Here is a 26,923-nt window from a genome sequence, read left to right on the forward strand (position 1 = left end):
GTGCTATTCCTTCAAATCATGGATTGGGTACTTTAGGAACCTGAATCCCCCTGGTAGATTCCAAAATCGGCAGATTGGCTTCTGTCGGTATATATATGACTGTTTTGTCTCCGAGATTTTTCTGCTGTCTCACCCATAGGTATTGGATGTACTTTTCGGAGATTGCTCCATTTTCGATGGCAATCGCTTCGGCGGCACCTTTGGCACGTTCCACTTCGGCTTGGGCATTGAGTTTTTCAGCTTCAAGATTGGCCGCGGCTTCTTCGATCAGGATGCGTCTGTTTTGCTCGGCTTTTGCAAATTCTGCTCGACCGGACATCTCCTGCTGCCAGACATTGTATGTTGGGCAACCCCAAAGGCCGAAACCGATCAGACCAAAGAGGAACCAAGAAACGAGGGTTCCGAGCATGACTCCTTTGTAGCTTCCATTCATAGGTGATATAGTTTATGAGGCGTGATTTATTTTAGGATTAAGATAGTGCCTTTGAGTCTTGAAAGTCTTCAAACAGGGAAAGAAATACTGAACCTATTTGCTAAGAAAATCTCCATTTCAACGTCTCAAATTCGGTTCGATTTTTCACTTAATTCTCAAGAAACGATTGAAAATCAATCGGTTTGGTTCCTTCAAACTTGGCTGCGATTTGTCCTTCGGGATTGATCAAAAAGACGGTAGGCATGGAAGTCAGATGAAAACGTTGGAAAAATCCATTTCCGTTTTTGACACCATCGATCGGATGATTTTCGAGGAGGGGTTCGATGGGCTCATCGTAGGCAAAAATCGCAATCGCTTGAATTTTCACCTCCGTTGAGGCTTCATTTAAGTCTGCAAGCAACTGATCGAATTGGGCCTGATGAAGGGTAGAAATAGAGTTTTTAAAGAAGAGCAGACTCCAATTGCCACGCATGGAAGCTGTGGTGACCTCTTTGCCTTTCACAGTCTGAAATACAAATTCAGGAAATTCTTCACCCACTTTGGGTTGAAGCGCTGGATTTCTGAGGATGACCTTACGAGGGTCTTCAGGATCGAAAAGGTATTTTTCCACCTTGCCGGCTATGTCATAGACGGGTTCGTATTGGAATTTGGGGATCTCAGATTTTAGCTTTTGGATCTCTTCATCGGACAGGAATTCTCCGGTTTGGGTGTTGAAGAGCTTGCCGCTGAGTTCGGGACTCGGGGTTGAATAAGCTCGGAGTTCTTTAGTTTGGGAAAAAGACGGCTGGGCCACGAGGAAAAAACAGAGAAAAAGGAAACGCATTTGAATTAAGAATTAGAGTAAAGTATTATTTGGATTTAATATAGGGATTTTAGTTAGAGAAGACAAGGGAGTTTCCCAAGACTTTATTTATGATTGTCTTTCATGAAGTTTAGACTTCAATTTCGAGAAAATATCAAACCCTCAGGTTCTCCTTTTCCTCCAGGTTCAATTTCCTGAACTGCCTCACTGCCAAAACGGATACCACCAACAATACCGCTACTGCCCAATACACCCAACTGGGAACAGGGACTGGATCTCCTTTGGCATAAGAATGCAGGCCACTGAGGTAATAATTGACTCCAAATGAAGTCATCACGATCGAAGAAAATCCCCACAAACTCGCCAAATGATATATAATCGCTGATCGGGTAGCAGGCACCAATCTCAGGTGCAATATGACCGCGTAAACCAAAACCGAAATCAATGCCCAGGTTTCTTTGGGGTCCCAAGCCCAATACCTACCCCAGCTTTCATTGGCCCAAACTCCCCCAAGGAAGGTCCCGACCGTCAACAAAAACAACCCAATGGTGATCGACAGCTCATTGACAGCGATCAGCTCTTTTTGGGCTCGCCACCAGGTGACTTGGGGAGTTTTTGGTTTGAAGATCAAAAAGAGCAAACTCATCAATCCGATAATTGCCGAAAGAGCCAAAGGAGCATAGCCGCTCACAATCACGGCCACGTGGATTTTGAGCCAATAGGAGTTGAGGACCGGCATGAGATTGGTGATTTCGGGATTGAGCCAGTCTAAAAAGCTGACAAAGAGTAAGGTTCCTGAGAAAAGCAGTGCCAGAGGAATGGTAAATTTCGACTTTCCTGAAAATACCAATCCGAAAAATAAGACCCCCCAGGCAACAAATACCAGCATTTCGAATCCGTCGCTCCAAGGTGGATGCTTGGCGATATACCATCGTAAGGCCAGGTGGGTGGTAAAGGCGATCCACCCGATCCAAGCCAGCCAAGAACCGATTTTCCAAGCGAGAAAAAGTCCGCCGTTTTGCTTGAAAAGCAGGGTGATTCCCAAAGCCAACATGATCACTCCCAAAAGCCAGAAAATCCCAAAAAGGCGGTTTCCAAGATTGATTCGGGTATAGAGTAACTCGGCTTCGATTTCGAAATCATTGGGATACACCTCCGAACCGGCCTTTCGCTGGAAAAGATCGATGTATTCCAGCGTTTCATCCGCCTCGCTCCATTCGCCCGATTCGATTCCTTTTTGCAAAGCTCTCAGGTAAATCCCGGAGATGTTTTGGACAAAAATCCCATCCTCTTCCGTAAACCCTGCTGCGGCTTGTTTGCTTGTGAACCACGTGTTGTTGGCATCCTGCTGATTTGGAAAAAGCTTCAGGAAATCTCCGATCAGCAGGCCGTAGAAGATATTGAAGCGCTCGTCTACTTTCAACAGCTCGTTGTGTCCCTCGGTTCGCTGGGAAGGCTTGAGTTGATTGGCTTCCTCGACCTGAGCGATCAGCTTGTATTGCCCCTCCTTACTGATCAGCTCCAAAAAGGAAAGATGATCGGTGGGTTCCCTATCCAGCGCTTCAAAGATTTCAAAGGCTTTTTTTCCTTCCACTTTGATCAGTGGAAGTTTGCTCCAAGTTTCCGGATCAAGCTGTGCCGCAAGGATAAACTGCTCGGGATTAAGCGTGATTTCTCCTTCTGGAAGTGAAAGCTTGACCCTGCTTTTTCCGTAGATTTTTCGCACGATTTCATGGGCAAGGGTATTCAGCGGCTTCATGCGACCGTCTAAATCCTGCACGATCAAGCGACCGTAGGCGGCAGCTTTTTCCTCCGGCACCAGCCAGCGACTTGTGCTGTCCTGAGCTTTGATCTCTCCGGAAAAGGAAAGCAGCAAAAGCAAAACAGCCGCATGGCCCAGTTTCCCAAGCTTTTTCAAGATCAATTGGAAGCGACTACCCGGAGCAAAAAGCGTCCAAATCATTCCCAAGGTCAAGAGGGTATACCCAAGATAGGTAAGGTAAGTTCCCGGTCTATCCCGGTTGATGGATAGGACCGTGCCTTGTTCGTCGGAATCATAAGAGCTTTGGTAGAATCGGAATCCTTTGTGATCGAGTACGTTATTCATGAAAATCCGATAAGGCCAAGATTCTCCCTCATCCTGCACCATGACCTCACTGGCATAGCTCGAAGGACTGCTCGATCCCGGATATCGCTCCAATTGGAAGTCATTCAAATAAAGTGCGAAAGGTAAATTTTGGGCCTTTGGTCCGTAAGTGAATCGGTAGTTTTTTCCTTCGAAAGCGAATTCTACCCATTCTGGGTTTCGGTTGACTTTGAGGAAATAGCCTGTTTGAAGGAGATTTTGCGAAGCATCCAAAACCGAAATTTTGACTCCGTCCAGGTAGTCTTTGGCAATTTTTTCATCAGGCTCGGGAGCAAGTATTTGCTTCACATTTTCTTGGATGGCCCGAATCACGAGGGCTCCGTTTTCCCATTGATAGAGCGTCCTGATTTTGAGGGGAGCAGTCACCATGGAATCCTGATTCCCCATCTGCTGGGTAGCCATGTCCATCAATTGCAAGGGAAAGCCGGAGGTCAAAGTCCATATGCTATCGTTTTTGGCTAGCTGAATTTGTGCAGCCGTATTTTCTTCCGTGGAGATCAGAAGCTCCCCCGCGGTCAAATTTTGCCCTTTTTTGAGGACAAAATCCTGCCTTACTCCTTCATTCAAAACCGAAAGTTCAATCAATGTTTCCTCACCGGGTACAAACTCCTGTCTGGCACCGCTGATATACTCCTCGACATGGAAGATAAATTCCTGGCCATTCAAGCTCAAGGAGTGCTTTTCGGGCCGAAAGACTTTGGGGATATATTCTCGGGAAAGCGTGCTGAGGTTACCTTCTTCATTGCTGACTTGCAGATAATTTTCTGCCGTGTAAAAGATGTTTTGGGATTGTCCTTCCCGAATGTGGATGATGCCTTCCTTGCTGAAGTATCGGGTGATCCCTGCCCCCATCACAATGATCACAAAAGCGATGTGAAACAGTCCGATGGCGAGTTTTTCTCTGGAAAAAAGTCGGTATTGCCGGATGTGAAACAGAAAATTCACCGCCAACCAAGCCATGATCAATTCAAACCACTTGGCTTCATAAATCCAATTTCGAGCCACCAAGGTGCCATAGTCATTCTCTACGAAAGTGGCCACACCCATGGAGATGGCCATCAAAATCAATAAAATCAGACTGACTTTGGTCGAAAAAAGAAATTTCATTTGCGGTGTATTCTCCTGTGAACTTAAAATTTACTGCAAAACTCCGATAAACTTGGCCTTGGATGTTGGACGGAAGACAAACATCAAGTATGCCCAATTTTGCTGGTTTTGGATAAGGGAAGGCTGGAGGGATTCCAATGTTTCTGTAAAGAAAAACTGATGAAAGCCTCCCTGAAGTGAGACTGATTCATTCAGAATCCAGCCAAAAGTAAAGTCGAGTTCGGAGCCTAAATTTTTTCCCGGGACCAAATTGCTACTGTTGAAGGGTTGGTGATTGGCATAAGCGGAAAATTGATGAAAATCCGTCTGAACCCAGAATTTAGGATTGAATTCATACCTGCTTCGAAGGTAAAAATCCTTCAAGCCGACTGAATTTTCCCAGGCATTTGCAACATAAAACCAGTCCATATAGCCATTGAACAGGTGATTGGTGCCGTATTGGAGGGAATAGGCGCGATTGGTAGCAGATCCATTCACATCATTTCCACTGATCAACTCAAAGCCGGCCGTGGCTCTCCATTTTCTTCCTTCTTCTGAGTTGAATAGGAGCTGACTGATCTGCGCGCTGGTATTGAAAGCCGAAACCGATCTGCCGACAGGGTCCTCTCCGAACTGGTAATAAAAGTAAGCGCTCAGGGTGGTGTTTTTGAGGGTAGATCTCAACGTAGGAATTCCCAATGTTTGCCGATATCGGATGCCATCAGCCAGGATATTTCCATTGGCATCCCGCTGAATCCATTGCCTTCCTTCGTTCCAAAAAAGCAGGGAATAATCCACTTTCCCCAGCACATTTTCAAATCGAACGAGTTGTGCATTGCGATACTGATTGGGAAGAGTATATAGATTTCCGCTGAGTCGTTGATTTTCCTGGTTAAATCCTCCTCCGAAGTGTAGTTTGGCTTTTTCTTTTTCATACCTCATCAGCGCAAAGTCGTGTGATCGGGCTTGAAGCGCCCAGTCCAGATTTCCCAAAAATCGGGCATTATCATAGTTCAACTCTTGGCGGCCGAGTTTCATTTTCCAATGTTCGCCCAATGCCACTTCTCCGTAGGCCTCATGAACGGAAAGAAAATCATCCGAAAGATTGGCTTGGGAGCTGCTTCCCCAAGTACGGATGTCCTGAATGCTCATGAAAAAGGTAAATTGATCCTTGGTGTATCCCGCCTGAAGTCTAGCCCGATGGGCAATAAATCCGGCAGGATCCTGATTTTCGGCAAGAGGACGATTGTAGCCATTTCGAAATTCGCTTCGGATCAGCATTTGCCCATCAATATTGAATTGGGCAAAAACAAGGTTGGGGAACAGCAACAGCATGGCTGCCGATCCGCATAATGCTACAAGCCACTTCATCATGCTGGGGTCAATTAGTTGCTGCTGATGGTCTGAATAGGCTTTTGTTTTTCTCTTTCCTTGCCTTCTTTCAGCCATTTGGGGACGATTTCTTGTAGGTAGTTGGCTTTGGCCGTTTTTTCCGCAGGAATATCCAGCCCGATGTATGCTTGTAAGGCGGACTTGCTGGTCAGGTCTGGCATGGGCACGGGTTGATTGTAGCCCAGGCTGGCCAGCAATCTCGCCAGATCCAATCTTGCATTTTGGATCAGTTCGGTGGCGGAGGTCACGATTCGGCTGGTCTCCAAAGGAGCGTGAAATGCTGCGCCATGGGAAGCTACGGAATAATCCCATCTCCACTGCGCATGCCGGATCCCTTTTTGGATTCCTGCCATTTGGGCTTCAGTGGCTCCAAGTTCCCAAGCTTTGGCAGCTTCGATATGCGCCATGGCGATGAGTTTTTGAAGGCTTTGGGTTCCTGCTTTGATTTTTCGTTGTCGTTCGTAGACATCGGTGACCAGATCATCTACTTTTTCCCGGTGACAGACAAAGCAGGAGTTTTCCACATTGGCAAGCGGTGAGCCGATATGGTGGTTGGTGAATTTTTGGCCGCCCTCGGTCTGATACGGCATGTGGCAATCGGCACAACTTACGCCACGCTTGGCATGGACACCCATTTGGTAGATTTCATAGTCAGGATGCTGAGCTTTGAGCATGGGTGTTTTGCTTAGCGGATGCGTCCAGTCCGAAAAATCCGCCTTGTCGTAGTAGCTTTCCACATGGTCCACGTCCATGCCGTCTTTCCATGGGAAGGTCAGGTAGGAAGCATTTTCCAAGCCCGGCTTTTTCTTGTCAAAATAGTATTCCACATGGCATTGCGCACAGACAAGTGATCGCATTTCCTGGTGCGAAGCTTTATTGATGTCTTTCCCCATCGCTTCAAAGGCCTCGATCAATGCAGGTCGGGTAATGGTCAGCTTCATAGTTTCCGGATTGTGGCAGTCCGCACAGCCGATTGGGTTGATGACCTGGGTGCCCAAGTCTGAAAATTTCTGGCTATAGTATTCCGCCACACCCATTTCACTCATCAGTCGGGGTACGTCTGTACTCTTACATGTCCAACAGGTAGAGGGTTGTGGTCCTTCACCTGCTTTGGTGGGGGAACCTACCCGGAGTGTCTTATGGATGTCTTCCACCGCATAGGCATGACCCCGAGGGGCATTGTAATCTTTGCTGAATCCATATCCCGCCCAAAGAATCACCAATTCCGGATCTGACTCCAGCATATCATGGTGTCCTGAGGTTCCATACATACTTCGGAAAGTCGTGTCTTGGGTTTTTAAATAGGACTGGTATTGCCGGGGATAATTCAGCCCCCAAACTGAATCTCTTGGCTCGATGCCTTCCAGCGCGACTTTGGGTTGGTAGGCGAATTTCGCTTCTGATTTTCGCTCAAAGATGGTCACTGCCAAAAGGGCCAAAAGAAAAGCCGCGACAGCGGTGCCGATAAAAAGGATCCAGTTTTTCATGAGTCATGGGTTTTTATGAATAGCCACGCCTGACTTCTGTCAGGCAGGTGTAATCGCGGGCCTAGGAAAGCCATCACTCCAAGTGAGATTTTTGTGAGGGTTGATGTCATATCACTTGGGGTTGGTTTTTTGAGATTGCATTGACTCCTGGAGCCACTTGGGAATGACAGAAAGATCCTCAGCACTGTATTCCCGGATCGGTTCGATCTGTGCGCCAACCGAGGATAAGCTCCTCACCCTTCCATGCGGGACATCCCGATGGCACTCCCAGCAAGTTCGGTCGGTGCGATTGGCCGTGTGATCAGCAACGAATGCTTCCATTTTGGCATCCGTGACTTGATCTTGATGACAGCGGATGCAGTTGTTTTGGATGACCTCAATGGATGGAGGACGGGACTGGATGACTTCCGGCTCCCCTCGCATGGTAAATACCGAGGCATGGTAAAGTCCGTCTTTGGCTTTGAAGAAATATTTGTTTGCCACATTGTTATGGGGCACATGGCAGTCGTTGCAATGGGCAACTTCCCGATGGGAGCTATGCGTCCAGGTGATGTATTGAGGTTGCATGATGTGGCAGTTGACACAAGCCTGAGGATCATCACTGAGGTAGGAGGAGGCATTGGAAAAGTCAAGCAGGAAAAATCCCAATCCGGCGATCACAGCCACCAAAAAGGTGGCCGCAGGCCTCCATTTGCGGGGAGGAACCAGGCTTTTCTCAAAAAGGAACCGCTTAAAATTTGCAGGTAATGCCATGCTCAGTCGGTTAATGAATATCTAAAACTAACCCTTCAGCTTTAGGTAATTTATGATTAAAATCAGTCAGTCAGAAAAAAAGAGATGTTTTTTTTGATTGTCCGCAATTGTACCACCAGCCAAATTCTCTTTGTTTAATGGGTCGGAAGACCGATACTTCGACAAGCTCAGTACAAGTGGCCGAAGGATTCTTGATTTCTGCCTTTTTGAGAAATTTCTTAGGGTTTTGGTAACCCTTTAGGGATTGAACTTATGGGTGATATTCAAATTGAAAAAGTTCGGCCCTTTTCGGGTCGGGGAAAATATGGATTGTGGATCGTTTTATCCACGGGTTCGGGTTCGACTTCGCTCACCCACCAACCCTTGGCTATTCAAAAGTTTGACCCCTTATCAGGGGTCTTAAATCAGAAACACTGTTACATCCAATATCTGATCCTGAAACACCAGTCCCGATGAGCATAGCGATTTCGGGAGGTTGAACTATTGGCACAAGGAAATTGCAGATTCCGGAAAAATAGAAAAGCAGGACAAGGAGTTAAAAAATGACCTTGAACAAGTCATTTTAGCTTTGGGCCGGATTGTAGGGTGGGCAATCTAGGCTTAGGCCATTGCCAACATTCTACTCCTAGCCGGGGTGGAAAAATCCATCAGTTCCCTCTCCAAACCTTTTTTTCCTCGGACACTTCTTCCTTCAAAATATCATTGATATCAACTTTTGCCCCGCGAAGAAAATGTACCGTAGTCCCTTTTTCGCGGGCAAGGGGATGGGTGATTTTTCCGATTTCTCGGTATTCTTCAAAAAAGCCTGTTTCCCGATCTGTGATCACCTCATCTTTTTCCCACACCAAAATGAGATGCTCTACTTTTTCTTCCAAGTCAAACCAAAACAGGTAATCCGCATTCATCGTCAAGGCTTGCAATCCCGGAGTTTTGGAGTAAAAATTGATCGCACCGGCTTGACCGTAATTATCACAAATGATGAGTATTCGTCCTTCCTTGGGCATTTGTTGATAAGCTGAGTCTACCAAACTGGCCAATTCTTTCCAACCCAGCATATCCGCAAAATCCTGAGGAATCGGATATTCCTTTCCGTCCTCCCAACGGTTGAGGCCAAGTTTGGAATAGGCAGGCGGGTCGGTAAGTAGCTTTTCAGGGGCATGGAAGGGATGAATAAGTCCAAAAGCAGGGAAAAATAAAACCGGCGGCAAGACCAATAGCGCGGGACGAAACTGCTTTTTCCATCCTGATTTCATCCATGATTCCCACTGAATGGCTCCAATTCCAATTAATACGGGATAGAGGCCTATGGCATAATAGCCTTTGGCTTGGAAGAAAGTAAATAGTGCCAGCGTAAAGATTACTGTCCAGGCAATCCAGCGGTACATGCGATTTTTCGAAGAAAATAACAGGCTAAGGAGTCCCAACACCCATACCCACAGCGAAGGATAGAAAAAGAGGGCCTGCTCACTGAGAAACCCGGCCCGGCTGTTATTCACCAGTTGGTATTTGCTGAGCAACCTCATGTGCGTAAGAAAGGGGATATCATTTTGGGTTTGCCAAATCAGATTGGGAAGAATGAGGATAAAGGCCAATGCCGCGGCACCATAGAGGTGTTTTTCTCTGAGCAATTCTCTTTTGCTGATCAAAAGGGCGGGCAAAAGCCCCAGAGCCAAAAATCCGATGCTGTACTTATTTAAAATACCCAAGGCAAAACTGAGCGCTAAGAAATACAACCATTTCTTTTCCTGACTTTGGACGAAACGAATCAGCGTATAAAACACCAAGGTCCAGGCTAAAATATCAAATGAATTGGGCTGATAAAGGATGTTTAACCGGATCAAAGCGGAACAAAGCAGGCAAATCGTAGCCAAACTCCGGGCAAATAAGCCTCCGCCCAATCGCTTGACTAAATCCCAAACTACAATTAGGGTTAGGACTCCAAAAAACGCTGGGAAAAACCGAACCCAAAACTCAGAATTGCCCAAGGCACGAATAATCACCGAAACCCAGGAGGTAAAAGGCGGAACAGACAAATATCCCCAAGCCAAATGATCGGCTTGGTCGAGGTGTAAAAACTCGTCCCGATGCAGCTCGAATCCCGGATGCACAGCCCAAAATTGAAGAAGACATTTGGCTAGGATAAAAAGGGAAAGTAGGAGCAGGGATTTGTTCATGAGGATAGGATTGGCTAGCAGCTAGACCATGGAAACAAGAACTCAAATAAAAGACCCTTTGACAACCCGTACCTCAGGATTGGATGCTGGCTGGGCATACTTGAATATGCAAATTTTTAAGTCAATGCTTCCAGCCTTCTGTCTCTTCGGGAAATCCCGTCCGATCAGATTAGCCATTGAAAATCAGCTTAAACGTGGTTCCTTCACCAAGCGTGGACCGGACTTGGATATTTCCTTTATGTCGCCGCATGATTTGCTTGGAAAGTGATAGCCCGATGCCGGAGCCTTTCTTTTTGGTGGTGAAAAAAGGAATGAAAATTTTGCTCAAGGCTTCTTCCTCTATCCCTTTTCCGGTGTCACTTACTTCGATGATGATTTTGCCCGCCTCATCGATAAAGGCTCGGAGCGTAATTTTCTTTTCCTCAGCATCGTCCAAGGCCTGAATCGCATTTTGCAGCAGATTGATCAGGACCTGCTCGATCTGAGTTTGGTCACCGAATAGAATCAGCTCATTGGGATTGAGTTCCTTTTCCAAGGTGATTCCCTGGTTTTCCAATTGGTTTTGAAGCAAAATTTCCAACTGATCAAACAGCCTAGCAATACCGATACTTCCAAATTTAGGAGTGGGGATATGGGCCAAACTTCTGAAATCCGACACAAAGCTGATCAGGCCTTCACTTCGCTTCTCAATGGTACTGATACCCATCATACAGTCTTCCATATCCGATGGATTGAGCGGTTCATTGTGCTCGATTTTGTGTTCAAGTTCACCTTTGAGCGTGCCTGCAAGGGAGGAGATCGGTGCAATGGAGTTCATGATCTCATGCGTCAGGATCTTCACCAAATTTTGCCAGGCTTCCATTTCTTTTTCTTCCAGTTCGGATTGGATATTCTGAAGCGAGACCAGCTTGAACCGCTCCCCTCGCATGAGCAATTCGATCACATAGACCGACAGCTGCATGATCCCGTCGGGATGGGCGATTTTGATCAGTTCGCTGCCGCCGGTGCGGAGATTTTGAATGGCCAGGTGTAGTTCTTTGTTGATCTGCTCGATCTCTGCGATGTTTTTGAGCTCGTCCACATTGAGGATGCGTTTGGCTGCCACGTTGAGGATTTGGATTTCTCCGTTTTCTCCAAAGGTGATCAGCCCGATACTCAAATGCTTAAATACCGAGCGGAAGTATTGGTAATTGGCTTCTTTTTCGGCTTGGTCTTCTTTTAGTTTTGCCAAGATGGCGTTGAACTCGATATGCAGGTCATCTGTCTCCGTGCCGTCAAACTTCACCGGATAGAGCTGAGAATATTTATCCTGCTTGATGTTGTCCAGAAAAAGGCGGACTTTTTTGAAGGAACTTTCCGAATACCGGATCAGAAAAATGATCTGGAACACCACCAAAATCAAGAAAAGGGAGATCATAAAGACTCCCCAATCATCGATGATGCCGTAAGCCAGTAGAAACAGCGAAGCTGCTACCAGGGCGATTCTGCCCAGCAATCCAACTCTATAATCCATATTTTTCGAGTCTTCTGTAAAGCGAAGCACGAGTCAACCCGAGTTCTTTGGCCGCTTTGGAAATATTTCCGCCATTTTTGTCAATCGCCCGCTGAATGGTGCTTCGTTCCATGTCGTCGAGGTTGAGTGTGACTGAGGTTTGGACTTTTTCAGAGGCAGGTTTGGCCGAAAGAAAGAAGAAATCCCGGCTGTCCAACTGATCCCCTTCTGCCATGATGATCGCCCGTTCGATGGCATGCTGGAGTTCCCGGATATTTCCCGGCCAAGGATATCGCTGAAGCAGTTCCATGGCAGAAGGGGTGAAACCGGTAAAGTTCTTACGGTATTTCTGAGAATACTGCTTGAGAAAATGATTGGCCAACGTCGGGATGTCGTCGTGTCGCTCACGTAGTGGAGGCAAGAAAATCTCAACCGTATTGATTCGATAAAGCAAATCTTGGCGGAAGGTATTTTCCATCACCATCTCGTGTACATGCATATTGGTGGCACAGATGAGTCGGATATCGACCGGAATAGCTTTGTTGGTGCCGATCCGGGTTACTTCACGCTTTTGCAATACGGTCAGTAATTTGGATTGAAGCGGCATGGATAAGTTTCCGATTTCGTCCAGGAACAGGGTGCCCTTGTCGGCGACTTCAAATCGTCCTGCACGATCGTCTTTGGCATCAGTAAAGGCACCTTTTTTATGCCCAAAAAGCTCTGATTCAAACAAAGTCTCTGTGATTGCACCCATATCTACGCCAACAAAGGTTTCGTTTTTCCGGTGAGAGCGGTCATGGATGGCCCGAGCAATGAGTTCTTTTCCCGTCCCGTTTTCTCCCAAGATCAACACGTTAGCATCGGTTTGTGCGACTTTGTCAATGATGGAAAAGATATTTTTCATCGAAGCCGAACTCCCAATGATATCAGTGTAGGGCTTTTTGAGGTCTGTTTCTAGTGCTTTCTGCTTTCTCTGAAGTTTGTCCACTTCATTATAGCTTTCCTTCAACTTGATGGCGGCAGAAAGGGTGGCAATCAGTTTTTCGTTTTGCCAAGGTTTAAGGATAAAGTCAGTCGCTCCTTCTTTTAGGGCCTGCACGGCCATTTCCACATCTCCAAATGCCGTGATGAGGATGACGACTGCTTTGGGATCGATTTCCTTGATTTGGCTCAGCCAGTAGAATCCTTCTTTTCCGGAGGTCGTGTCTTCCCGGAAATTCATGTCCAGCAAGATCACATCAAAGCTGTTGTTATTGATCAAAAAGGGAATCCGCCGGGGATCTTTTTCAATGACTACTTCCTTGGCATGCTTTTTCAAAAGCATTTTTGCAGCGAAGAGCAAGTCTTCGTTGTCGTCGATGATCAGGATTTTTCCGAGGTTTTGCGCTTCCATGGTGGATTGTTTACCGGTACTAAGGGGAAAATAGTGCCAAGTGTATTTAAAGGCAATTTGGGTATATTTTTCGGAAATTGTGTCCGATTATGTACGTTTTTATCCTGTTTTCGAACACTTTTGTCCGGTTGGGTGTCCGCTGATAAATCAGTACCTTTGTCACTCACTAATTTTCATACTTCATGCAAGCTAAAAAAGGAGATGCCGTATCCGTGCACTACACCGGTAGATTGGAAGACGGTAGCGTGTTTGATTCTTCAGTTTCGAGATCCCCGCTGAGTTTTACACTTGGCGATGGCAATATGATCAAAGGTTTTGATGCGGCCGTTTATGGCATGGTCATCGGCGACAAAAAGACGGTTACGATTCCGGCAGTAGAAGCTTATGGAGAGCGTCGTCAGGATATGATGATTGATGTGCCTTTGACTCAGGTTCCGCCTGACATTACTCCCGAGATCGGCTTGCAGTTGGTGCTTCAGGGAGGGGGTGGTCAGCCGATGCCTGTGACGGTGGTATTTATGGATGAAGAAAAAATCACTTTGGATGCCAATCATGAACTGGCCGGCAAAGACCTGATCTTTGATATTGAGCTGGTTGGAATTAATTGATGAATACTTGATCTAGAGCGAACCGATTGGGGCATCCTGGTCGGTTTTTTTGTTTTTTGTACTGAGGTAATTATAGACTTTTTGCTTTGATGGTGCTGGTAAGCAATGGTTTAGTCTCAGGGTTAAGAAGATGGAAACCAAGCTTTCTTTGAGTCCATGGTGTTTTTGACTTTTTACCTCAAGTTTTTCAACTCCAGCGGCAATGCAAAAACCTGAAGCCCTGCAGGGGATTGAAGAACCAGAATTTCCTGACCGATTTGGATGGAATTAGCCTGGTCATGAGGCACTTTTCCATGATCTGTTTGGTCAAGGGTACGCAGCGAGATGCTTTTCAGAATCCCTTTTTGAATCCAAAAAAGTCTTTCTTTGAAAAAGGTGAGTCGTTGATCGATATGGACGTCCAGTTTTTGGATCATATTTCCCTGATTGTCAAATATGAAAATCCCTGAGCTGGGAATGTTCATATAAAGTCGGTTTTTGAATTCCCGGATTTCATTGACATCCAGGTTTTGGGAATCCAAAATCAAATTGAGGGGCTGGGATTGCAGGATTTGTTTTTGAAGGTAATTAAGACTTTTCAGGGTAAGGTCTGATTCGTCCCAAATCCAAATGATATTGTTGTTTCCTAAAGTTGCTGCTTTAGGAAGTGTGATTTCACCGGCTGTCAGATTGTTCTCTGCCAAAGGGTTGAGGAATCGGTCCAGGATTCGATACTCCTGCAGGTCTGATGAAAAACTGAAGATATTCACTGTCCAAGCAGCTTCCAGTTGTTGAAGACGGCCTTGTCGTGGAGGAGAAAAAAGGTTAAGCTGCCTTCCTTCCCGGTCAAAGAGATAGATGTCCCCGTTAATTGTACTTACAAAAATCTGATCTCGAGTGTCCAGAGATATCAGGTCGGATTGCTTGATGGAAATAGCAGCTAGGGGATCCCCCCAATTCAAAGCCTCCTGGGCCTTGGTCCACAGGGGCATTAAAAAAAAGATAATCCATCCGAGTATTTTCATTTTCCGAAAGTCAACAAACGGGCCTGCTTCCCATCAAATTCCAGATAGGTGTTTTGACTTACCCATTCCCCTAAGTTAAAGTATGTCGAATTCGACCCCACCTCAAGTTGCAAAGGCAAATGCCGATGTCCGAAAATGTAAAGATCGTAATGGACGCTCTTTTCGATTTCTTTACAGTATTGCCAAAGCCATTCGTCGTCTCCAAGAAAATGATTTTCATTTTTGGACACATTGGTAATCCGGCTGTGTCCTGACCAAGCTTTGGCCAGTCGAATCCCCAAATCCGGGTGCAACCATCGAAAAAGCCATTGGGCAAAGGGATTGGAGAACACCCGTTTCAGGAGCTTGTAGGTTTGATCTCCCGGTCCGAGCCCATCTCCATGTCCGACTAATAGTTTTTTACCATTTACCGAGAGTTCGATCGGGTGGGAATAAACAGGGATGCTCAATTCCTGTGTGAAGTAATCCTTCATCCACAAGTCGTGATTGCCAGTGAAAAAGAGGATGGGGATACCCCGATCTCGAAGTTGTGAAATTTTGGAAACGAAAGGAATGAACCCTTTGGGAATGACTTCTCCATACTCAAACCAAAAGTCAAAAATATCACCCACCAAAAATATCGCTGCGGCCTCCTCTGCTATCTCCTCCAGCCAGCTGATGATCCGTTTTTCTCTCAGTTTGCTCTCTTGATGGTTTGGCGCCCCCAAGTGAAAGTCGGAAGCGAAAAAAAGTTTTTTGCCGTGAAGAGGGAAGTCCAAAATCGGAGATTGCATGGATTAAATATAGCGTGGGCCTGCAAAAATAAAAAAGCCCCAGTGGTTTGGGGCTCTTTCGTTTATTTTTCTGTTTTTTCTTCTGGTACAGGAGGTGCTTTCAAAGCGGAGGCTTCATTTTCCTCTGGGTTTTCAGCATTCTCCGATTTCGTCATTTCCGCAGGAGCAGGTTTGTCTTTTTTGTTGGTGAAAGCCTGATAGGTCGTTTCTTTTTCGAAAGGACGCTTTCCGATCAGTTTTTCCAAATCAGATTGGAACAAAATTTCTTTTTCCAATAGCTCCTGAGCCAAGATTTCCAATTCATTCTGATGCTTTCTCAATAATTCGAGCGTCCGGTTATATGCAAACTGAATCAATTTGCTCACTTCCTGATCGATCATCTCGGCAGTGGCTTCCGAGTAAGGCTTGGTCATTTTGTAGCCGTCACTTTTGCTGTCATAGAAGGAGATGTTTCCCAACTTCTCATTCATCCCATACACGGATACGATGGAATAAGCCATTTTTGTGATTCGCTCCAAGTCGCTCAAGGCGCCCGTGGAGATTTTGCCGAAGATGATTTCTTCTGCAGCACGTCCGCCCAGGGTCATGCACATCTCATCGATGAGTTGCTCCGTCTGGTAAAGGAATTGCTCTTTGGGCAGGTATTGGGCGTAACCCAATGCTGCTACTCCACGAGGTACGATCGAAACTTTGACCAAGGGGTCAGCATGCTCCAAAAACCAACCGGCTACGGCATGGCCCGCTTCGTGGTAAGCCACGATTTTCTTTTCCTCAGGAGAAATGATTTTCGTCTTTTTCTCCAAGCCCCCGATCACTCGGTCTACCGCATCCTGGAAGTCCTGCATGTCCACTGCGGCTTTATTCTTTCGGGCAGCGATCAGCGCAGCTTCGTTACATACGTTGGCAATCTCTGCCCCTGCAAAGCCCGGAGTCTGTGCAGCCAGTTTTTTAGGGTCTACATCTTCGCCGGTTTTGATCGGCTTGAGGTGTACTTTGAAGATGGCCTCTCTGCCGGAGATATCCGGTTTGTCGATGGAAATCTGACGGTCAAATCGACCTGCTCTCAATAGCGCGCTGTCCAGTACATCCGGACGGTTGGTTGCGGCGAGCACGATCACCCCTGAATCCGTACCAAAGCCATCCATTTCTACCAACAGCGAGTTGAGGGTATTTTCCCGCTCGTCATTTGATCCTGGCATTTGGCCTTTTCCTCGGGATCTACCGATGGCGTCAATCTCGTCAATGAAAATGATACAAGGCGCTTTTTCTTTGGCTTGCTTGAATAAGTCACGTACTCTGGCGGCACCCACTCCGACAAACATCTCGACAAAGTCAGAGCCTGAAAGTGTGAAGAATGGGACTCCTGCTTCACCGGCCACAGCTTTGGCAAGCAAGGTTTTACCGGTTCCCGGAGGGCCTACCAAGAGGGCACCTTTCGGGATTTTACCCCCAAGCTTGGTGAATTTGGATGGGTTCTTCAAGAATTCTACAATTTCCTGAATTTCCACTTTCGCCTCATCCAAACCTGCTACATTGTCAAAGGTGATTTTGACCTTGTTTTCTGCATCGAAAAGTTGCGCTTTGGATTTGCCCACATTGAAGATCTGACCTCCAGGTCCTGACGGACCGGCCATTCTTCGCATCATAAACCAGAAGAAGACGAACAGCAGAATCAAGAAGCCAAAGCTTCCAAAGTAACTGCTCCAGTTTTCCTCATTGGTGACTGAAAATCCTATCCGTTGGTCTTCGGGGTTTCGCTCTTCCAAAGCTTGGAAATCAGCCTGAAACTTGTCAGAGGTGGTCACCTGAAGTGAATAGTGAGGACCAGCGGGGTTGAAAAAACTGGAGTTTGCTTCCAGTTCAGTTTTGTACTTGCTGTTTTGAAGGGCGGCTGGCTTGAGGGTCACATCCACTCGATTCATATTTCGGACGATGACAACCTTAGCCACATCTCCTGCCACATACATGTCTTCGAAGCGCTTTTGGGTAATATCGATCACTACACCCCGTTGCTGAATCCATGTCAAGCCCAACAGCACCATCACGGCAGCAATGATCAGCCAAAGCTGAAAACCGGGTTTTTGTGGTGCTTTAGGGGTGAAACTTTTATTTTTATTTTTTTCGCTCATCGCTTTTTCGGTAATTCTTTGAATTTATGCTAAAACGGATTAACCCTTTGAAAGTTTATCCGAAAGATCAGTGGATTCGGGTGGTTTTGGCATCCCCCCAAAGCTCCTCCAGACCGTAGAATTCTCTTTTTTCTTTCAAAAAAATATGAGCCACCACATTGACATAATCCATGAGAATCCATTGTCCGTTTGCCTTTCCTTCAACTCGCCAGGCGGGAGATTCACCGGACTTGTGTACTTCTTCTTCGATTGATTTAGAAATGGAGTCTAATTGGGTGTCAGAGTTTCCGGAGCAAATCACGAAAAAATCAGTCACTGTATTTTTTATATTTCTAAGGTCCATCACCAGAATGTCGGATGCTTTTTTTTCTTCCATCCCTTTGACGATTACCTTGCTCAGCGCTTCTGCTGTCATAGTATTCATTTAATTTTGCGCGTCGGCTATTATTACCTTCACTAGCCGAACCGAAAATTAATGTATAAAATTCTTGCCAACACGATTTTTTTGGGGAAAGATGTTCTTTTCCTGCCAGAGTGTCATTCTACTAATGACATGGCTTTGCAAATGATCCGGGAGGGAAGGGCGAAGGAAGGCAGCATTGTCATCTGTGCCCATCAATCCCGTGGGAAAGGCCAAAGAGGTAATTCCTGGGAAGTTCAGGGAGGTCAAAACCTGACTTTTTCCTTAGTCCTTTGTCCGGATTTTCTGGATTTGAGCGAACAGTTTTACTTAAACATGATGGTTTCTAACGCCATACGAAAACTTCTGCAGGATTACTTGCCTGATTTGAAGGTGAAATGGCCCAATGACTTGATTGTGCCTTTGCAGGGGAAAATCGGGGGGATTTTGATTGAAAATATCGTAGGCTCCGAGGGTTGGGAGTTTGCAGTAGTCGGTATTGGACTTAATATCAACCAAAAGGAGTTTCGCGTGCCGACTGCAACCTCCTTAGCCTTGCTCACCGGAAGTGAATTTGAATTGGAGGAAATTTTCAAAATGTTGGTCACCCATTTAGAGCAGGGATACATTCAGCTAAAAAAAGGGAAGAATTCCCTGATTAAATCCGACTATCTCCATCATCTCTATCTTTTGGAGGAATTCACGACATTTTATACCGAGCATGGATCCGTGAGCGGAAAAATCATTGGAGTAAGTGAGTCCGGAAACCTTCTTTTGGAAACAACCGAAGGTGACTTGAAAACCTTTGGCCTGAAGGAAATCCAATTCCCTAAATTCTGAGTGGATTTTCCATTCCGGATTTTATCCAATAACTTTGTGTCCTATTCAAGATTTTAATTCTTTAACTATCAATAACATGTCAGAAATCAAATCTGAAAAATTTATCCAGTATAAAGTAAAAGACATCTCTCTAGCCGAGTGGGGAAGAAAAGAGATCAGATTGGCTGAGGCCGAAATGCCAGGTTTGATGGCTTTGAGAGCAGAGTTTGGTCCTTCTCAGCCATTGAAGGGTGCCCGAATCGCGGGATGTCTCCACATGACTATTCAGACGGCTGTTTTGATCGAGACTTTAGCGGCCCTAGGCGCTGAGGTGACTTGGTCTTCTTGTAATATTTTCTCGACCCAGGATCATGCCGCTGCCGCCATCGCTGCTGCCGGTATTCAAGTGTATGCTTGGAAAGGACAGACTGCTGAGGAGTTTGATTGGTGTATTGAGCAGACCTTGTTCTTCGGGGAAGAACGAAAGCCTCTCAATATGATTTTGGATGACGGAGGAGATTTGACCAATATGGTTTTGGATCAATATCCGGAATTGGTAGCCGGAATCAGAGGATTGTCTGAAGAGACTACTACTGGCGTACATAGGCTTTATGAGCGAATGAAAAATGGCACGCTTCCAATGCCTGCGATCAATGTGAACGATTCGGTAACAAAGTCAAAATTTGACAACAAATACGGTTGTAAAGAGTCTTTGGTGGATGCGATCCGTCGTGCCACTGATGTGATGATGGCCGGAAAAGTAGCTGTAGTGGCTGGCTACGGTGATGTAGGAAAAGGTTCTGCTGCCTCGTTGAGAGGAGCTGGTGCAAGAGTAATCGTGACAGAGATCGATCCGATCTGCGCGCTACAGGCTGCCATGGATGGATTTGCGGTGAAGAAAATGGCTGATGCTGTGAAAGAAGCCGATATCGTAGTCACAGCTACTGGTAATAAAGACATCATTACCGCAGCGCATTTCAAGTCGATGAAGGATAAAGCCATCGTGTGTAACATCGGCCACTTTGACAATGAAATCGATATGGCTTGGTTAAACAAGAATTATGGCCATACCAAAAACGTGATCAAACCTCAGGTGGACCTTTACGAAATTGACGGGAAAGAAATCATCGTGCTGGCTGAAGGTCGTTTGGTTAACCTGGGATGCGCCACAGGTCACCCATCATTCGTGATGTCCAACTCCTTTACCAATCAGACCTTGGCTCAATTGGAGCTTTGGGCAAATTACCAAAGCTATCAGCCTGGTGTCTATGTGTTGCCTAAGCATCTGGATGAGAAGGTGGCAGCCCTTCACTTATCCAAACTGGGGGTAGAACTGGATACGCTTTCTCCAGACCAAGCCCAATACATTGGTGTAGAAGTACAAGGCCCATTCAAGCCAGAGTATTACAGATATTAATCCACGAATAGTTATCAAAACCCGGACAAACAATCCGGGTTTTTTTATTCGTGTTCTGATTTGTATCGGAAGATTTTTATGGATTTAGCTGGTAGTTTCTCCCATCCGGAAGCGTGGCGATTACGAGTGGATTGCATCCGGTGCTGGTTTGAAAACTGGTCGTGTAAGTGACATTGGTGTTGAGGCCACGAGATACTCTCCAAGATTCTTTTCCTGTTTGGGTCTGATGCCAACCTTCCCGATAGCAAGCAAAAAGCTGTTCTTTTGGTTCTGTGATCATTAGGGAAAAATTCCTGCCGGCAGGATCCCTGCCTTCCAGCATTCCTCGCGTACTCAAAGCAAAGGGACGAAAATTCGACCGTGAGACAGAATGATTGAATTTTCCAGTCACCTGGAAGGAGAGATTTTTGGGCAACTCGATCCGAAGATTTTCAAAGGAAGCTTCAGTTTCATTGGATGTCAATGCCTTGAATTGGCGCATGCCGGATAATTTGGATCCATCAAATTCATAATCTTTAAACTCCAGTATCCAGGAGGGATTAATGGTATTGGATAAGGTGAAGTCCAGAATGATTTTTCCGGTTCGCGTTTTTTTGTTTTCCTGAGTGCATTCTACACTTGAAGTATAGTCTAGGACGATGATTCTGGAATCCAAGCTTCGTTCGATTGTTGGACAGCCCGGAATTTCGGAAGAATTGATTCTGAAATAATCTTGGTACGAAATGTTGCCCAAATAATTACTTTCCGAAAGGACCCTTGAAAACTGGAAAAGGAGGGAGGCTTCAACCGTATAATCTGTGGAGATCTCTCTGCTCACATCTTCCGAGCAGGAAAATAAACCCAAGAGGACAAGAATGATAATGCTACAACTTCTCATGATACTGGCTATTGCGTTTTTCCCTTTCAATTACCGCGCCTGATTCTTAACTTGGAAAAAACGAAATTATTCAAAGACATGAATTTTAAGGAAGGAATGCTGAGAGAAGGCTCACTAAAGGGCAAAAATATCTTGATCACGGGAGGAGGAACCGGTTTGGGAAAAGCAATGGGAGAGTATTTTTTAGAATTGGGGGCAAATCTGGTAATCACTTCCAGAAAGCTGGATGTCTTACAAGAAACTGCAAATGAAATGATGAGTCAGAAAGGAGGAAAAGTTCTTCCTTTGGCGTGTGATGTAAGGGAAATTTCCCAAGTGGAAGCCATGTGGTCCGCAGCGATTGCAGAATTTGGGCAGATTCATGTAGTGCTAAACAATGCAGCCGGGAATTTTATAAGTCCAACAGAGCGCCTGTCTGTCAATGCCTTCAATACAGTTTTGGATATTGTACTCAAAGGAACCTCTCAGGTAACGCTAACCGCCGGCAAATTTTGGATTGCTCAAAAACAACCCGGAGTGTTTCTCAATATTGTCACGACCTATGCCTGGACAGGATCCGGATATGTGGTTCCTTCTGCCGCTGCCAAAGCAGGTGTCTTGGCTTTGACCCGATCTTTGGCGGTGGAATGGGCAAAATATGGGATCCGATCCAATGCAATTGCTCCCGGACCATTTCCTACAGAGGGAGCTTGGAGTAGATTATTGCCAGGGGATTTGGTGAAAAAATTTGATCCTGCCAAAAAAGTGCCCGTGGGTAGAGTAGGTGAGCACCAAGAACTGGCCAATCTGGCTGCGTATATGGTTTCGGACTTTTCGGCCTATGTCAATGGGGAGGTGATTACCATCGATGGGGGGGAATGGCTAAAAGGAGCGGGTGAATTTAACAACCTAGAATTGATTCCTCAGGAGATGTGGGATATGATGGAGGCATCCCGGGGAAAAAAGCCATGAGCCCCAAAGTGATTTGGGGCTACCTAAAGGCAAAATGGAAAATCAGGGATTTATGAAATTTGGGTTTTGATCCCTTTTTCCCAGGTTTCATTTTGCTGGACGGATTCTTTGATGCTTTTTTTCAAAGAGCTGTCCAACATTTGGGTTTCTTTTTTGATAATCCCCAACAATTTTCTGGATTCTGAAGAATGATCTTCCAACTCGAGTATTTCAAGGATTCCTAAAATATTGGCCACTCTTGCCCGAAGGGAATGGGATTGTTGGAATGCGAGGTCTTTCAGGAAATAATGGTGCTCACGAAGCCAAATTTCCTGCTTTTTCTTTTCGGTGACATCGATCAGTAATCCTTGCATTTTGGTTGGATATCCTTCGCTATTCCATTGGGTAGTCTTTCCAAAGCTTACTACCCAAAGGATTTGGTTTCTTTTGGTGACTAACCTAAACTCACGCTTAAAAGACTGATCTCCTGTAAAACTCAACTGTTTGGACAATCCTTTCATCACTTCGGGATAATCATCCGGATGAATATGGTTTTGCCAGGAAATCTTATCCATTTTTTCAATTTCCTTAGTTGAGTAGCCCAAGACTTGAGCCAATCCATTGCTGATGTATTCTTCCCGGTTTTTTGGATCATAATCCCAAAAACCCAAAAGCTTACTTTCCAAGAGGCTGTCCACAATCTCATTGGACTGGGTAGTTCCTTCGATAAATTCCCCTATTCCTAGTTGATAGGGTCGAAGCGGCTCTACAGGATGCCCGATCCCCAAGCAGGTCGAAGAGTCAGGTGAAAGGAAAAAAAACTCCCACTTGGTCAAAATGGTGCTCTCCTCGGGATGATTGATTTTTTGAAGGTCAACGGTAAAAGAATGATGGTTATTTTTCCAAGCTTTATGCCTTTGAGCTTCGTATTTCGTCCAATCCGAAGAAAGGAAACAATCTCCAAACAAGATTTCCTTTTCTTTAAGATCAAATAGGGAAGGAATAGGTCCCAATCCGGGGTGTGCCTGAATTACTTTTCCCTTTTTATCTAAGAGGATTTGCAGGAAATACTCCGAGGATAGGGTTAAGTTTCCCAAAGCTTGTATGGAGGTAGATTCCTGCATTTTGAGGGATTAGAGGGTGTTGGGCTTATATTATTGAAAAACATTAATAGTAATACAAAATACATAAAAACATATTTAAAATGCAACAATCGTCTTTATTTTTAAATCGAAATGAATTTGGGGATGCTACTAATGTGGGAAATTTACTCTCCCCAGCAGAAGCTAAGGCCATTTTGGATGAATGGGTGAAGAATGACCGGCTAAAAATTCATATGAAGCAGGTGGCTCATTTGATGAAAAACTATGCTTTAGACCAAGGTTTGAATGATCTGGAAGTTCAAAAGTGGTACTTGGCAGGACTCCTTCACGATGCGGATTGGGATCAATGGCCCGAGCAGCATTGTAGAAAAATCATCGAAGAGTTGGAAAACAGGGCGATAGATCCTGAGGTGATTCGGGCAATCGCTTCTCATGGTCCGAGGTATTTCGGTGTGGAACCCGTTTCTCTTATGGATAAAATGTTGTATGCATTTGACGAATTGAGCGGGTTTGTGCATGCCTATTCCTTGATGAGACCCGAAGGCTATTCGGGTATGGAGGTGAAAGGAGTGAAAAAACGACTAAAGGATAAAACCTTTGCTGCACAAGTGAGTCGGGAGGATATTCAGGATGCTTCGGAGCGGGCGGGCATCCCGGTAGATGAGCTGATATTCTTTGTGATTACCCATCAGGCAGGAGCAGATTTGAGTTAAAAAAAAGACCGCAATTTTTCGTTGCGGTCTTTTTTTGTTTATTCCTCTTCCTGAATTACTGGCCTAAAGTTGCCCGGAGGCAATTGGTCTTTTACTTCATCCCGCTCAAAGGGAAATACTTCCACAATGGAGCTCTCAGTAATATCGGGTACCCTGAAACTGACCAGCATATTGTTGAGGCTTTCCTGGATACGCTCGTAGGCTTGCTTGACATCTTCTGCTGTCACGATCATGTATTGGGTCACCTTCTTTTCTTTTCCGCTGTCCCCATCTGCCAATAGGTAAGTGATTTTACATTTGTGCCAGATGTCGGCGTCTTCGTAATAAAACACATCCACAATATTGCTTTTACTGATGCCCGTGACCTGGAAATCTCCTCGGATCTGTGAACCCAGTCGATCATAAAGGATAGCCTCAGCCTCGGTGAACGAAACTGCGTCTACTAAATACTGCTCCGAAATGCTTTTTAGAAGACCCTCTTCGGTCTCCTTTGCATACTTTACTTTACACAAAAACCAAATTCTCATTTCTGCTTATTTTGAAGCCCGAATCTACCTGATCTAAAGTAAAGCCTCTAGGAAAAAAGGATTAAATTTTTTGAATAAAACAGGTTGCTCATCGAGGCTGCTGAATGTCAATAGTTTACCTTAAATCCCCGTATTCTTTGGGTTAGGGGGGCATGGGTTGAATCGGAAATAATGTATCTTCATCTGAGTTAGAAATTTCATGAAAGAAACATTCCTTCATAGTTTTCCGATCCAGCTTTTTTTACTCCATCTGAGGAAAAATCTGGCTCTTTTAATGATTTGGGTATTGCTCTTGGGTATAATTCTGGAGCAGTTTGGGGTAGTGCTGGGGATCCCATTTCTTTTCCTGGATCCGGAATACCTTCATGAGGTTTCCTGGTTGAGTTTTTTTCTGATGGGCGTAGGCTTGGCCATCCTGACCATGGCATTCCACATGACCACTTACATCATGGATGGACGCCAATTCAAATTTTTAGCGGTAGTCAAAAAACCCTTTATCCACTATTGTATCAACAACTCCATTGTTCCACTCCTATTTTACCTGGTTTATACCTTTAGATTCATAGACTTTCAACTGGACAATGACTTAGCTTCTGATTGGGAGGTGCTTCGCTTATATCTTGGTTTTGCTTTAGGAAGTATTCTTGCCTATTCCCTTATTTTTGGCTATTTCGGTATTACCAACAAGGATTTTTTTGTTCTTTTTTCAGGGACCCTGGACAAAAGACTTCGGAAAGTTCGGTTGGGAAGCAAACCCCAAATCAATCCTATTCGATCTACCAAAAACGATACCCATGAGGTACGGGTGTTCCTCAATTTGCGGTTGCGGCTGGAGGAGGTTCGCCCGGATATTTCAAGATTTCAAGCAGTCCATCTGTTGCGGGTTTTTAACCAAAATCACCTTAATCTGTTTTTGATTCAGGTTTTTCTCATTCTCTTTGTTCTCTTTTTGGGAGTGTTCAAGGAGCAGGAAATCCTTCAGTTCCCGGCAGCGATGAGTGCCACTCTTCTTTTGGCAATATTGATCATGGTGGTAGGGGCTTTGAGTTTTTGGTTAAGGCAATGGGCCACTTTTTTTGTTTTTACCCTAATCCTCCTGATCAATTATTTTTCCAATTTCCCATTTCTCAACCGACCCCATGAGGCTTTTGGATTGGATTATTCTCAGGTTCCGGCTTCTTATACCTTAGCCAGATTGGATTCGCTGACTCATCCGGATACCCTGAAAAAAGACAGGGAAAATATTAACCGCATTTTGGACCGTTGGAAAGCGAAATTCCCGGCAGATTCTTTACCCAAGCTAGTGATTGTCGCAGCCAGTGGAGGAGGTCAGCGAGCGGCTTTGTGGACGTTTCGGGTGCTTCAGGCCTTGCATGAAGTCTCTGATGGAAGGATTACTTCCAAGACCGCTCTCTATACCGGCGCATCGGGAGGAGTGTTGGGGGAGGCATTTTTCAGAGAGATTTACCTTCGGTCCCAATCGGATGCTGCATTCGATCCCTTGGATACCAAGTACTTGGATCAACTTTCCTCAGACAATCTTAACCCGATAATTTTCACACTCCTGGTCAACGACTTGCTTATACGCAACCAAAAATTCAAGTATGGAGGTAGAAGCTACCTGAAGGATAGAGGATTTGCATTTGAAGACCAGTTGAATAAAAATACCCAAGGTATCATGGATCGTCGATTGGAGGAATATTATGAGCCAGAAAGCCAGGCGCTTATTCCCCTATTACCAGTCACTTCTCTGGTCACCAATGATGGACGCAAACTGGTCATTTCACCTCATTCGATGTCTTTTTTGGGAAGTTCTGTTGAGGGAATATCCGGACAGTCTGAAAAAAAACAATCCATAGATTTTAAGCGATTCTTTGTGAACCACGATCCGGACAATCTGAGATTTCTCACCGCTTTGCGCATGAGTGCTACTTTCCCTTTCATTACGCCAAATGTAGAGCTGCCTTCGGAACCCAGAATGAAAACCATGGATACCGGTCTTTCAGATAATTTCGGCATTCAGGATGCTCTTCGATTTACTTATGTTTTTCAGGATTGGATCAGGAAAAATACCGGAGGGGTAGTTTTGATCACGATCCGGGATTCGGAAAAATCCACAGAAATCCCGGTTACCGATCCTCCCCGCCTGTTTGAGCGAATCTTTAATCCTTTAAAAAATATCTATGTCAATTGGGATAATGTCCAGACCATTCAGAATGAAGTGTTATTTAATTATTTGTCTGAGTCCATGCCTTTTAATGTAGATAGGATTGAATTTGAATATGCTCCCGGTCAAGTTCAAATACAAGAATTGACAGAAACGCAAGAAAATATGCAAAGGGCATCACTGAATTGGAGATTGACGGCAAGAGAGAAAAGATCGATTCTTTCCAGTCTGTATTCTGTAAAAAATCAAAATGCCCTTAAAAAGGCGGAGGCGCTTTTGGGTAAATCACAAAAGTAAA

At 45.2% G+C, this 26,923-nt stretch carries 22 protein-coding genes; 6 read left to right on the forward strand and 16 right to left on the reverse strand.

The window, feature by feature from the left end; translation table 11 throughout:
• Nucleotides 1-16 precede the first annotated feature (16 nt).
• The 9 genes from CLV31_RS05530 to CLV31_RS05575 all read right to left on the reverse strand — a co-directional run bounded on the left by CLV31_RS05530 (nucleotide 17) and on the right by CLV31_RS05575 (nucleotide 13,158).
• Nucleotides 17-433, reverse strand: a complete 417-nt coding sequence (locus CLV31_RS05530) for a hypothetical protein (protein WP_220084320.1) — start codon at nucleotides 431-433, stop codon at nucleotides 17-19.
• Nucleotides 434-581: 148 nt separating this feature from the next.
• Nucleotides 582-1,256, reverse strand: a complete 675-nt coding sequence (locus CLV31_RS05535) for a TlpA family protein disulfide reductase (protein WP_111391891.1) — start codon at nucleotides 1,254-1,256, stop codon at nucleotides 582-584.
• 133 nt (nucleotides 1,257-1,389) lie between these two features.
• Nucleotides 1,390-4,488, reverse strand: a complete 3,099-nt coding sequence (gene ccsA / locus CLV31_RS05540; protein WP_111391892.1) for a cytochrome c biogenesis protein CcsA — start codon at nucleotides 4,486-4,488, stop codon at nucleotides 1,390-1,392.
• A gap of 30 nt (nucleotides 4,489-4,518) precedes the next feature.
• The gene (locus tag CLV31_RS05545; RefSeq protein WP_317048774.1) at nucleotides 4,519-5,841 is read right to left on the reverse strand and encodes an alginate export family protein; all 1,323 of its coding nucleotides are present in this window, start codon (nucleotides 5,839-5,841) and stop codon (nucleotides 4,519-4,521) included.
• 11 nt (nucleotides 5,842-5,852) lie between these two features.
• Nucleotides 5,853-7,346: an ammonia-forming cytochrome c nitrite reductase gene (gene nrfA / locus CLV31_RS05550; protein ID WP_111391893.1), complete on the reverse strand. Its 1,494-nt coding sequence runs from the start codon at nucleotides 7,344-7,346 to the stop codon at nucleotides 5,853-5,855.
• A gap of 111 nt (nucleotides 7,347-7,457) precedes the next feature.
• Nucleotides 7,458-8,099, reverse strand: a complete 642-nt coding sequence (gene nrfH / locus CLV31_RS05555; RefSeq protein WP_111391894.1) for a cytochrome c nitrite reductase small subunit — start codon at nucleotides 8,097-8,099, stop codon at nucleotides 7,458-7,460.
• Nucleotides 8,100-8,746: 647 nt separating this feature from the next.
• The gene (locus tag CLV31_RS05565; protein ID WP_111391896.1) at nucleotides 8,747-10,273 is read right to left on the reverse strand and encodes a glycosyltransferase family 39 protein; all 1,527 of its coding nucleotides are present in this window, start codon (nucleotides 10,271-10,273) and stop codon (nucleotides 8,747-8,749) included.
• Nucleotides 10,274-10,442: 169 nt separating this feature from the next.
• A complete protein-coding gene (locus CLV31_RS05570; RefSeq protein WP_111391897.1) occupies nucleotides 10,443-11,786 on the reverse strand; it encodes a sensor histidine kinase in 1,344 nt (447 codons plus the stop codon).
• Nucleotides 11,776-13,158 carry a sigma-54-dependent transcriptional regulator gene (locus tag CLV31_RS05575; protein WP_111391898.1) on the reverse strand — a complete coding sequence of 461 codons (1,383 nt, stop codon included), beginning with the start codon at nucleotides 13,156-13,158 and terminating at the stop codon, nucleotides 11,776-11,778. Before CLV31_RS05575 ends, CLV31_RS05570 begins: the two co-directional genes overlap by 11 nt.
• Before the next feature lie 182 nt (nucleotides 13,159-13,340).
• Between CLV31_RS05575 and CLV31_RS05580 the strand changes: the two genes are divergently transcribed.
• Nucleotides 13,341-13,766 (forward strand): FKBP-type peptidyl-prolyl cis-trans isomerase, encoded by a 426-nt coding sequence (locus tag CLV31_RS05580; protein ID WP_111391899.1) that lies wholly within the window; start codon nucleotides 13,341-13,343, stop codon nucleotides 13,764-13,766.
• 173 nt (nucleotides 13,767-13,939) lie between these two features.
• Here CLV31_RS05580 and CLV31_RS05585 read toward each other — a convergent pair whose 3' ends face one another.
• From CLV31_RS05585 to rsfS, 4 genes are all read right to left on the reverse strand, one after another.
• The gene (locus tag CLV31_RS05585) at nucleotides 13,940-14,737 is read right to left on the reverse strand and encodes a hypothetical protein (protein ID WP_146250868.1); all 798 of its coding nucleotides are present in this window, start codon (nucleotides 14,735-14,737) and stop codon (nucleotides 13,940-13,942) included.
• Between the two features lie 29 nt (nucleotides 14,738-14,766).
• Nucleotides 14,767-15,543: a UDP-2,3-diacylglucosamine diphosphatase gene (locus CLV31_RS05590; RefSeq protein ID WP_111391901.1), complete on the reverse strand. Its 777-nt coding sequence runs from the start codon at nucleotides 15,541-15,543 to the stop codon at nucleotides 14,767-14,769.
• A 62-nt stretch (nucleotides 15,544-15,605) separates the two neighbouring features.
• Nucleotides 15,606-17,672, reverse strand: a complete 2,067-nt coding sequence (gene ftsH / locus CLV31_RS05595; RefSeq protein ID WP_111391902.1) for an ATP-dependent zinc metalloprotease FtsH — start codon at nucleotides 17,670-17,672, stop codon at nucleotides 15,606-15,608.
• A 67-nt stretch (nucleotides 17,673-17,739) separates the two neighbouring features.
• Nucleotides 17,740-18,087 carry a ribosome silencing factor gene (rsfS, locus tag CLV31_RS05600; protein ID WP_111391903.1) on the reverse strand — a complete coding sequence of 116 codons (348 nt, stop codon included), beginning with the start codon at nucleotides 18,085-18,087 and terminating at the stop codon, nucleotides 17,740-17,742.
• A gap of 60 nt (nucleotides 18,088-18,147) precedes the next feature.
• On the opposite strand from rsfS, the gene CLV31_RS05605 reads away from it, so the two are divergent.
• Both CLV31_RS05605 and ahcY read left to right on the forward strand, forming a co-directional pair.
• On the forward strand, nucleotides 18,148-18,912 hold the full coding sequence (locus tag CLV31_RS05605) for a biotin--[acetyl-CoA-carboxylase] ligase (RefSeq protein WP_111391904.1): 765 nt from the start codon (nucleotides 18,148-18,150) through the stop codon (nucleotides 18,910-18,912).
• A 76-nt stretch (nucleotides 18,913-18,988) separates the two neighbouring features.
• Nucleotides 18,989-20,308 carry an adenosylhomocysteinase gene (ahcY, locus tag CLV31_RS05610; RefSeq protein WP_111391905.1) on the forward strand — a complete coding sequence of 440 codons (1,320 nt, stop codon included), beginning with the start codon at nucleotides 18,989-18,991 and terminating at the stop codon, nucleotides 20,306-20,308.
• Between the two features lie 76 nt (nucleotides 20,309-20,384).
• Here ahcY and CLV31_RS05615 read toward each other — a convergent pair whose 3' ends face one another.
• Nucleotides 20,385-21,185 (reverse strand): hypothetical protein, encoded by an 801-nt coding sequence (locus CLV31_RS05615; RefSeq protein ID WP_146250869.1) that lies wholly within the window; start codon nucleotides 21,183-21,185, stop codon nucleotides 20,385-20,387.
• A 78-nt stretch (nucleotides 21,186-21,263) separates the two neighbouring features.
• On the opposite strand from CLV31_RS05615, the gene CLV31_RS05620 reads away from it, so the two are divergent.
• Nucleotides 21,264-22,136, forward strand: a complete 873-nt coding sequence (locus tag CLV31_RS05620) for an SDR family oxidoreductase (protein ID WP_111392034.1) — start codon at nucleotides 21,264-21,266, stop codon at nucleotides 22,134-22,136.
• A gap of 50 nt (nucleotides 22,137-22,186) precedes the next feature.
• Here the strand turns inward: CLV31_RS05620 and CLV31_RS05625 are convergent, their stop codons facing one another.
• Nucleotides 22,187-23,239 (reverse strand): PAS domain-containing protein, encoded by a 1,053-nt coding sequence (locus CLV31_RS05625; RefSeq protein ID WP_111391907.1) that lies wholly within the window; start codon nucleotides 23,237-23,239, stop codon nucleotides 22,187-22,189.
• Nucleotides 23,240-23,319: 80 nt separating this feature from the next.
• Here CLV31_RS05625 and CLV31_RS05630 point away from each other — a divergent pair, with 80 nt between their 5' ends.
• Nucleotides 23,320-23,931: an HD domain-containing protein gene (locus CLV31_RS05630; RefSeq protein ID WP_111391908.1), complete on the forward strand. Its 612-nt coding sequence runs from the start codon at nucleotides 23,320-23,322 to the stop codon at nucleotides 23,929-23,931.
• A gap of 38 nt (nucleotides 23,932-23,969) precedes the next feature.
• On the opposite strand, the gene CLV31_RS05635 is transcribed toward CLV31_RS05630, so the two are convergent.
• Nucleotides 23,970-24,458, reverse strand: a complete 489-nt coding sequence (locus tag CLV31_RS05635; RefSeq protein WP_111391909.1) for a DUF4494 domain-containing protein — start codon at nucleotides 24,456-24,458, stop codon at nucleotides 23,970-23,972.
• Nucleotides 24,459-24,732: 274 nt separating this feature from the next.
• On the opposite strand from CLV31_RS05635, the gene CLV31_RS05640 reads away from it, so the two are divergent.
• Nucleotides 24,733-26,922 (forward strand): patatin-like phospholipase family protein, encoded by a 2,190-nt coding sequence (locus tag CLV31_RS05640; RefSeq protein WP_317048775.1) that lies wholly within the window; start codon nucleotides 24,733-24,735, stop codon nucleotides 26,920-26,922.
• Nucleotide 26,923: the final 1 nt, after the last annotated feature.

Source organism: Algoriphagus aquaeductus, from assembly GCF_003253485.1.
GTDB lineage: Bacteria > Bacteroidota > Bacteroidia > Cytophagales > Cyclobacteriaceae > Algoriphagus > Algoriphagus aquaeductus.

Bases quoted from the DNA above. Each gene is read 5' to 3' on its own strand.
- ccsA (WP_111391892.1), bottom strand. From the start codon at position 4,488: ATGAAATTTCTTTTTTCGACCAAAGTCAGTCTGATTTTATTGATTTTG.
- CLV31_RS05535 (WP_111391891.1), bottom strand. From the start codon at position 1,256: ATGCGTTTCCTTTTTCTCTGTTTTTTCCTCGTGGCCCAGCCGTCTTTT.
- CLV31_RS05630 (WP_111391908.1), top strand. From the start codon at position 23,320: ATGCAACAATCGTCTTTATTTTTAAATCGAAATGAATTTGGGGATGCT.
- nrfA (WP_111391893.1), bottom strand. From the start codon at position 7,346: ATGAAAAACTGGATCCTTTTTATCGGCACCGCTGTCGCGGCTTTTCTT.
- CLV31_RS05620 (WP_111392034.1), top strand. From the start codon at position 21,264: ATGAATTTTAAGGAAGGAATGCTGAGAGAAGGCTCACTAAAGGGCAAA.
- CLV31_RS05545 (WP_317048774.1), bottom strand. From the start codon at position 5,841: ATGATGAAGTGGCTTGTAGCATTATGCGGATCGGCAGCCATGCTGTTG.
- CLV31_RS05640 (WP_317048775.1), top strand. From the start codon at position 24,733: ATGATTTGGGTATTGCTCTTGGGTATAATTCTGGAGCAGTTTGGGGTA.
- ahcY (WP_111391905.1), top strand. From the start codon at position 18,989: ATGTCAGAAATCAAATCTGAAAAATTTATCCAGTATAAAGTAAAAGAC.
- CLV31_RS05565 (WP_111391896.1), bottom strand. From the start codon at position 10,273: ATGAACAAATCCCTGCTCCTACTTTCCCTTTTTATCCTAGCCAAATGT.
- CLV31_RS05585 (WP_146250868.1), bottom strand. From the start codon at position 14,737: ATGCCCCTGTGGACCAAGGCCCAGGAGGCTTTGAATTGGGGGGATCCC.
- CLV31_RS05590 (WP_111391901.1), bottom strand. From the start codon at position 15,543: ATGCAATCTCCGATTTTGGACTTCCCTCTTCACGGCAAAAAACTTTTT.
- CLV31_RS05605 (WP_111391904.1), top strand. From the start codon at position 18,148: ATGTATAAAATTCTTGCCAACACGATTTTTTTGGGGAAAGATGTTCTT.
- CLV31_RS05575 (WP_111391898.1), bottom strand. From the start codon at position 13,158: ATGGAAGCGCAAAACCTCGGAAAAATCCTGATCATCGACGACAACGAA.
- CLV31_RS05580 (WP_111391899.1), top strand. From the start codon at position 13,341: ATGCAAGCTAAAAAAGGAGATGCCGTATCCGTGCACTACACCGGTAGA.
- CLV31_RS05625 (WP_111391907.1), bottom strand. From the start codon at position 23,239: ATGCAGGAATCTACCTCCATACAAGCTTTGGGAAACTTAACCCTATCC.
- CLV31_RS05635 (WP_111391909.1), bottom strand. From the start codon at position 24,458: ATGAGAATTTGGTTTTTGTGTAAAGTAAAGTATGCAAAGGAGACCGAA.
- nrfH (WP_111391894.1), bottom strand. From the start codon at position 8,099: ATGGCATTACCTGCAAATTTTAAGCGGTTCCTTTTTGAGAAAAGCCTG.
- CLV31_RS05570 (WP_111391897.1), bottom strand. From the start codon at position 11,786: ATGGATTATAGAGTTGGATTGCTGGGCAGAATCGCCCTGGTAGCAGCT.
- rsfS (WP_111391903.1), bottom strand. From the start codon at position 18,087: ATGACAGCAGAAGCGCTGAGCAAGGTAATCGTCAAAGGGATGGAAGAA.
- CLV31_RS05530 (WP_220084320.1), bottom strand. From the start codon at position 433: ATGAATGGAAGCTACAAAGGAGTCATGCTCGGAACCCTCGTTTCTTGG.
- CLV31_RS05615 (WP_146250869.1), bottom strand. From the start codon at position 21,185: ATGAGAAGTTGTAGCATTATCATTCTTGTCCTCTTGGGTTTATTTTCC.
- ftsH (WP_111391902.1), bottom strand. From the start codon at position 17,672: ATGAGCGAAAAAAATAAAAATAAAAGTTTCACCCCTAAAGCACCACAA.